The sequence below is a fragment of the Streptococcus ilei genome (genome assembly GCF_000479335.1).
Taxonomy (GTDB): Bacteria; Bacillota; Bacilli; order Lactobacillales; family Streptococcaceae; genus Streptococcus; species Streptococcus ilei.
The window spans coordinates 1,984,767-1,992,567 of record NC_022584.1; the positions used below are offsets into that span (position 1 = coordinate 1,984,767).

At 45.3% G+C, this 7,801-nt stretch carries 3 protein-coding genes, 1 tRNA gene and 3 rRNA genes; all 7 read left to right on the forward strand.

Features of this window, described 5'->3' with window-relative positions; genetic code table 11:
- The first annotated feature begins 29 nt into the window (after positions 1–29).
- Positions 30–1,328 carry an ATP-dependent helicase ComFA gene (locus N596_RS09440; RefSeq protein WP_023027745.1) on the forward strand — a complete coding sequence of 433 codons (1,299 nt, stop codon included), beginning with the start codon at positions 30–32 and terminating at the stop codon, positions 1,326–1,328.
- A 62-nt stretch (positions 1,329–1,390) separates the two neighbouring features.
- Entirely contained in the window at positions 1,391–1,996 is a 606-nt protein-coding gene (locus N596_RS09445) for a ComF family protein (RefSeq protein WP_258025868.1), read from the forward strand.
- An 87-nt stretch (positions 1,997–2,083) separates the two neighbouring features.
- Entirely contained in the window at positions 2,084–2,629 is a 546-nt protein-coding gene (gene hpf / locus N596_RS09450; RefSeq protein WP_023022375.1) for a ribosome hibernation-promoting factor, HPF/YfiA family, read from the forward strand.
- 293 nt (positions 2,630–2,922) lie between these two features.
- Positions 2,923–4,471: ribosomal RNA gene (locus N596_RS09455) — 16S ribosomal RNA — on the forward strand.
- Positions 4,472–4,524: 53 nt separating this feature from the next.
- Positions 4,525–4,597 (forward strand) — tRNA-Ala (locus N596_RS09460).
- Between the two features lie 129 nt (positions 4,598–4,726).
- Positions 4,727–7,629: ribosomal RNA gene (locus tag N596_RS09465) — 23S ribosomal RNA — on the forward strand.
- A gap of 80 nt (positions 7,630–7,709) precedes the next feature.
- Positions 7,710–7,801, forward strand: a 5S ribosomal RNA gene (gene rrf / locus N596_RS00005).
- Together the 16S, 23S and 5S rRNA genes with 1 tRNA gene alongside form the textbook arrangement of a ribosomal RNA operon.

The window sequence follows — 7,801 nt, forward strand, 5'->3', positions numbered from 1 at the left end:
AAACTGCGAGTTTTTACGAATATATAAGTATGAAAGTTGAAGATTGTTATGGAAGGTTGTTCACCCAAGAACAACTAGAGGTGGAACTGCTTGGACAAGCCCAGCGTCTGCCAGCTATGGTAGAGGAAAAGACGGGCTTGCTTTGTAATCGTTGCGGAAGCCAGATTGATAAGACTAGATGGAAACTACAGATAGGAAGCTACTATTGTAGAGCCTGCATTCAATTAGGAAGAGTTAGGAGCGACCAAGTACTCTATTACTTTCCCCAGAAAGCCTTTCCGCAGGAAGAAGTCCTAAGATGGCAGGGGAGCCTGACGCCATTTCAAAGTCGGGTTTCTCAAGAGTTGGTTCAATCCTTAACAGATAGAAAGCCTATGATGGTACACGCAGTTACAGGAGCAGGTAAAACGGAAATGATGTACCAAGTGGTGGCGGAAGTGATAAAAAAGGGGAGATGTGTTTGCATTGCTACACCAAGGATTGACGTGTGTATTGAATTATATAAGCGAATGACAAAGGACTTTTCCTGCCCCATCTCGTTGTTGCACGGTGATTCAGAAGCTTATTTCCGAACGCCTCTCGTCATATCCACCACACATCAACTACTAAAATTTTATCAAGCTTTTGACCTCCTCATAATCGATGAAGTCGATGCCTTTCCTTTTGTTGATAACCCTGTTCTCTACCATGCCGTTTCAAATGCCGTAACCAAGAATGGAAAGCTCATCTATTTGACAGCTACCTCAACAAAAGAGTTAGATAAAAAGGTCAAAAAACAGGAAATAAACCGCGTTAGCCTACCCAGACGCTTTCACGGAAACCCTCTAGTAATTCCTAGAAAAGTATGGCTAAAAGATCTACGAAAGAAAGTAGAAAAGAAGCAAGTACCAGTGAAGTTACTCAGACTAATAAAGGAGCAACGAAAAACAAGTTTTCCACTGATCTTATTTGTATCAGAGATTGAATTAGGAGAAAAGCTCCTTAACCTCTTAAGACAGAACTTCAAGGATGAAATCATCGAACTGGTGACCTCTAAAACAGAAAATAGGTTAGAACTGGTAGAAAAATTTCGCAACCAAGAAATTACCATCCTTGTTTCAACGACAATCCTGGAAAGGGGAGTTACCTTCCCTAAAGTGGATGTGTTTGTGATTGAGGCCAATCATCGGCTGTTCACTAAGAGCACCCTGGTTCAAATCGCTGGTCGTGTTGGAAGAAGTATGGAAAGACCCACAGGCGAGTTGCTTTTCCTAGCAGAAGGAACCAGCCAAGAAATGACACAAGCCATTAAAGAAATAAAAGAAATGAATCAGGAGGCAGGGTTTTGAGTAACTGTCTGTTATGTGATCAAGAGCTATCCAATCAAGAATCCTTAAGGGATCTCATCCTAATGAAAAAAGAGAATCTCACAATGTGTGACAACTGTAAAAATAAGTTCGAACAAGTTAGTGAAGCTAGTTGCAAGACTTGTTGTAAAAAAAGTTCAGAGATTTCTTGTGAAGATTGCCAAGAGTGGGAACGAAAAGGGAAAAGTGTAAACCATAAAGCACTCTACTACTATAATGAAGAAATGAAGGAATACTTTCAGAAATACAAATTCCAGGGGGATCAACTGTTAGCTGGTCTCTTTGCTGAAGAAGTAAAGGCAGCACTAAAAAAGTATAAAGGGTATACCATTGTTCCAATACCTTTAAGCGATAAGAGAAATGAGAAGAGAGGATTTAATCAGGTAACAGCTATATTAGAATCTGCAGGAATCCCTTATCAAGACCTATTAATAAAAAAGGATACAAAAGCCCAATCACAGAAAAATAAAAAAGAAAGATTAAAAGCAGAACAAGCCTTTGAACGAAAAGAGCTTGAAAACAAAAGCTGGCCGGAGAAAATAATGATAATGGATGATATCTACACAACAGGAGCAACAATCGAAAGAGCTAAAGAAATGTTACATGTAAACGAGGTGAAAGAAATAAGATCTTTTTCATTGGCAAGATAGAATAATCAAAAATATATTTGCAAAAATAAAATGAAAGCGTTATAATATAGATATAAAAAGAAAAACGTTTAGAAAGAAGGTACTTATATGATTAAATATAGTATCCGTGGTGAAAACCTAGAAGTAACAGAAGCCATTCACGACTATGTCGTTTCTAAACTCGAAAAAATTGAAAAATATTTTCAAGCAGAGCAAGAATTGGATGCACGTGTAAACCTAAAAGTTTATCGTGAAAAAACTGCAAAAGTTGAAGTCACGATTCCGCTTGGTTCTATTACACTTCGTGCAGAAGATGTTTCTCAAGATATGTATGGATCTATTGACTTGGTAGTTGACAAGATTGAACGTCAAATTCGTAAGAATAAAACAAAGATTGAAAAGAAAAATCGTAGTAAATCTGCAACTAGCAAAATCTTTACAGAAGCTTTAGTAGAAGAAAGTGTTGCATTGGAAAAAGTTGTCCGTACAAAAACGATTGACATTGAACCAATGGAATTAGATGAAGCGATTCTTCAAATGGAACTATTGGGACATGACTTCTTCATCTACAAGGATGTGGAAGACAATACAACTAACGTTATTTACCGTCGCGAAGATGGAGATATTGGACTTCTTGAAGTTAAAGACAAATAAGTTAACACAGTCAGAAAGCTCCTGTAGAATATACAGGAGCTTTCTATATATAGGAAATAAATAGTCGCAAATCAAAAAAATAACAAAAAAAATAAAAAAATAGAAAAAAGATATTGACAAGATTTATTGGTCGTGATATACTAATATAGTTGTCGCGCGAGAGCGACAAAGACCTTTGAAAACTGAACAAGACGAACCAATGTGCAGGGCGCTATAACGAAAGTTATAGTAACTGAACAATAAAAAAACAATAAATCTGTCAGTGACAGAATGAGTTTAAGACAAACAATTATTTTAATGAGAGTTTGATCCTGGCTCAGGATGAACGCTGGCGGCGTGCCTAATACATGCAAGTAGAACGCTGAAGCTTGGTGCTTGCACCGAGCGGATGAGTTGCGAACGGGTGAGTAACGCGTAGGTAACCTGCCTGGTAGCGGGGGATAACTATTGGAAACGATAGCTAATACCGCATAACAGTAGATATTGCATGATATCTGCTTGAAAGATGCAATTGCATCACTACCAGATGGACCTGCGTTGTATTAGCTAGTTGGTGAGGTAACGGCTCACCAAGGCGACGATACATAGCCGACCTGAGAGGGTGATCGGCCACACTGGGACTGAGACACGGCCCAGACTCCTACGGGAGGCAGCAGTAGGGAATCTTCGGCAATGGGGGGAACCCTGACCGAGCAACGCCGCGTGAGTGAAGAAGGTTTTCGGATCGTAAAGCTCTGTTGTAAGAGAAGAACGAGTGTGAGAGTGGAAAGTTCACACTGTGACGGTATCTTACCAGAAAGGGACGGCTAACTACGTGCCAGCAGCCGCGGTAATACGTAGGTCCCGAGCGTTATCCGGATTTATTGGGCGTAAAGCGAGCGCAGGCGGTTAGATAAGTCTGAAGTTAAAGGCTGTGGCTTAACCATAGTACGCTTTGGAAACTGTTTAACTTGAGTGCAGAAGGGGAGAGTGGAATTCCATGTGTAGCGGTGAAATGCGTAGATATATGGAGGAACACCGGTGGCGAAAGCGGCTCTCTGGTCTGTAACTGACGCTGAGGCTCGAAAGCGTGGGGAGCAAACAGGATTAGATACCCTGGTAGTCCACGCCGTAAACGATGAGTGCTAGGTGTTGGGTCCTTTCCGGGACTCAGTGCCGCAGCTAACGCATTAAGCACTCCGCCTGGGGAGTACGACCGCAAGGTTGAAACTCAAAGGAATTGACGGGGGCCCGCACAAGCGGTGGAGCATGTGGTTTAATTCGAAGCAACGCGAAGAACCTTACCAGGTCTTGACATCCCTCTGACCGCTCTAGAGATAGAGTTTTCCTTCGGGACAGAGGTGACAGGTGGTGCATGGTTGTCGTCAGCTCGTGTCGTGAGATGTTGGGTTAAGTCCCGCAACGAGCGCAACCCCTATTGTTAGTTGCCATCATTTAGTTGGGCACTCTAGCGAGACTGCCGGTAATAAACCGGAGGAAGGTGGGGATGACGTCAAATCATCATGCCCCTTATGACCTGGGCTACACACGTGCTACAATGGCTGGTACAACGAGTCGCAAGTCGGTGACGGCAAGCTAATCTCTTAAAGCCAGTCTCAGTTCGGATTGTAGGCTGCAACTCGCCTACATGAAGTCGGAATCGCTAGTAATCGCGGATCAGCACGCCGCGGTGAATACGTTCCCGGGCCTTGTACACACCGCCCGTCACACCACGAGAGTTTGTAACACCCGAAGTCGGTGAGGTAACCTTTTAGGAGCCAGCCGCCTAAGGTGGGATAGATGATTGGGGTGAAGTCGTAACAAGGTAGCCGTATCGGAAGGTGCGGCTGGATCACCTCCTTTCTAAGGATAAGGAAACCTGCACGTTCGTCTTGTTTAGTTTTGAGAGGTCTTGTGGGGCCTTAGCTCAGCTGGGAGAGCGCCTGCTTTGCACGCAGGAGGTCAGCGGTTCGATCCCGCTAGGCTCCATTGGTGAGAGATCACCAAGGATGAACATTGAAAATTGAATATCTATATCAAATAGTAACAAGAAAATAAACCGAAAACGCTGTGAATATTTAATGAGTTTTCTAATTTTTTAAGAAATTAGGTTAATAAGGTTAAGTTAATAAGGGCGCACGGTGGATGCCTTGGCACTAGGAGCCGAAGAAGGACGTGACAAACGACGAAATGCCTCGGGGAGCTGTAAGTAAGCGCTGATCCGGGGATGTCCGAATGGGGGAACCCAGCAGGTGATACCTGTTACCCATATCTGTTAAGGATATGAGGAGGAAGACGCAGTGAACTGAAACATCTAAGTAGCTGCAGGAAGAGAAAGCAAAAGCGATTGCCTTAGTAGCGGCGAGCGAAACGGCAGGAGGGCAAACCGAAGAGTTTACTCTTCGGGGTTGTAGGACTGCAATGTGGACATAAAGATTATAGAAGAACTACCTGGGAAGGTAGGCCAAAGAGAGTAACAGCCTCGTATTTAAAATAGTCTTTATACCTAGCAGTATCCTGAGTACGGCGAGACACGTGGAATCTCGTCGGAATCTGGGAGGACCATCTCCCAACCCTAAATACTCCCTAGTGACCGATAGTGAACCAGTACCGTGAGGGAAAGGTGAAAAGCACCCCGGGAGGGGAGTGAAATAGAACCTGAAACCGTGTGCCTACAACAAGTTCGAGCCCGTTAATGGGTGAGAGCGTGCCTTTTGTAGAATGAACCGGCGAGTTACGATATGATGCGAGGTTAAGTTGAAGAGACGGAGCCGTAGGGAAACCGAGTCTGAATAGGGCGCTTTAGTATTATGTCGTAGACCCGAAACCATGTGACCTACCCATGAGCAGGTTGAAGGTGCGGTAAAACGCACTGGAGGACCGAACCAGGGCACGTTGAAAAGTGCTTGGATGACTTGTGGGTAGCGGAGAAATTCCAAACGAACTTGGAGATAGCTGGTTCTCTCCGAAATAGCTTTAGGGCTAGCGTCGACATAAAGATTCTTGGAGGTAGAGCACTGTTTGGGTGAGGGGTCCATCCCGGATTACCAATCTCAGATAAACTCCGAATGCCAATGAATTATGGTCGGCAGTCAGACTGCGAGTGCTAAGATCCGTAGTCGAAAGGGAAACAGCCCAGACCACCAGCTAAGGTCCCAAAATAATTGTTAAGTGGAAAAGGATGTGGGGTTGCACAGACAACTAGGATGTTAGCTTAGAAGCAGCTATTCATTCAAAGAGTGCGTAATAGCTCACTAGTCGAGTGACCCTGCGCCGAAAATGTACCGGGGCTAAAACAATTTACCGAAGCTGTGGATACCTTTAATGGTATGGTAGGAGAGCGTTCTATGTGTGAAGAAGGTATACCGTGAGGAGTGCTGGAACGCATAGAAGTGAGAATGCCGGTATGAGTAGCGAAAGACAGGTGAGAATCCTGTCCACCGTAAGACTAAGGTTTCCAGGGGAAGGCTCGTCCGCCCTGGGTTAGTCGGGACCTAAGGAGAGACCGAAAGGTGTATCCGATGGACAACAGGTTGATATTCCTGTACTAGAGTATGTAGTGATGGAGGGACGCAGTAGGCTAACTAAAGCGTGCGATTGGAAGTGCACGTCTAAGCAGTGAGGTGTGAATTGAGTTAAATGCTTAGTTCTATAACATTGAGCTGTGATGGGGAGCGAAGTTTAGTAGCGAAGTTAGTGATGTCACACTGCCAAGAAAAGCTTCTAGCGTTTAAACATACTCTACCCGTACCGCAAACCGACACAGGTAGTCGAGGCGAGTAGCCTCAGGTGAGCGAGAGAACTCTCGTTAAGGAACTCGGCAAAATGACCCCGTAACTTCGGGAGAAGGGGTGCTGACTTTATGTCAGCCGCAGTGAATAGGCCCAAGCAACTGTTTATCAAAAACACAGCTCTCTGCTAAATCGTAAGATGATGTATAGGGGGTGACGCCTGCCCGGTGCTGGAAGGTTAAGAGGAGTGCTTAGCGGTAACGCGAAGGTATGAATTGAAGCCCCAGTAAACGGCGGCCGTAACTATAACGGTCCTAAGGTAGCGAAATTCCTTGTCGGGTAAGTTCCGACCCGCACGAAAGGCGTAATGATTTGGGCACTGTCTCAACGAGAGACTCGGTGAAATTTTAGTACCTGTGAAGATGCAGGTTACCCGCGACAGGACGGAAAGACCCCATGGAGCTTTACTGCAGTTTGATATTGAGTGTCTGTGCCACATGTACAGGATAGGTAGGAGCCATTGAAGTCGGGACGCCAGTTTCGATGGAGGCGTTGTTGGGATACTACCCTTGTGTTATGGCCACTCTAACCCGGATAGGTGATCCCTATCGGAGACAGTGTCTGACGGGCAGTTTGACTGGGGCGGTCGCCTCCTAAAAGGTAACGGAGGCGCCCAAAGGTTCCCTCAGAATGGTTGGAAATCATTCGCAGAGTGTAAAGGTATAAGGGAGCTTGACTGCGAGAGCTACAACTCGAGCAGGGACGAAAGTCGGGCTTAGTGATCCGGTGGTTCCGCATGGAAGGGCCATCGCTCAACGGATAAAAGCTACCCTGGGGATAACAGGCTTATCTCCCCCAAGAGTTCACATCGACGGGGAGGTTTGGCACCTCGATGTCGGCTCGTCGCATCCTGGGGCTGTAGTCGGTCCCAAGGGTTGGGCTGTTCGCCCATTAAAGCGGCACGCGAGCTGGGTTCAGAACGTCGTGAGACAGTTCGGTCCCTATCCGTCGCGGGCGTAGGAAATTTGAGAGGATCTGCTCCTAGTACGAGAGGACCAGAGTGGACTTACCGCTGGTGTACCAGTTGTCTCGCCAGAGGCATCGCTGGGTAGCTATGTAGGGAAGGGATAAACGCTGAAAGCATCTAAGTGTGAAACCCACCTCAAGATGAGATTTCCCATAACTATATGTTAGTAAGAGCCCTGAGAGAAGATCAGGTAGATAGGTTAGGAGTGGAAGTTGTGTGAGCAATGGAGCGGACTAATACTAATAGCTCGAGGACTTATCCAAAAAGTAACTGAGGATATTTACAGCCGTTTAGATTTTTGTTAGAATATAGGTATTCAATTTTGAATGTTCATCATTCAGAGTTAAGTGACGATAGCCTAGGAGATACACCTGTACCCATGCCGAACACAGAAGTTAAGCCCTAGAACGCCGGAAGTAGTTGGGGGTTGCCCCC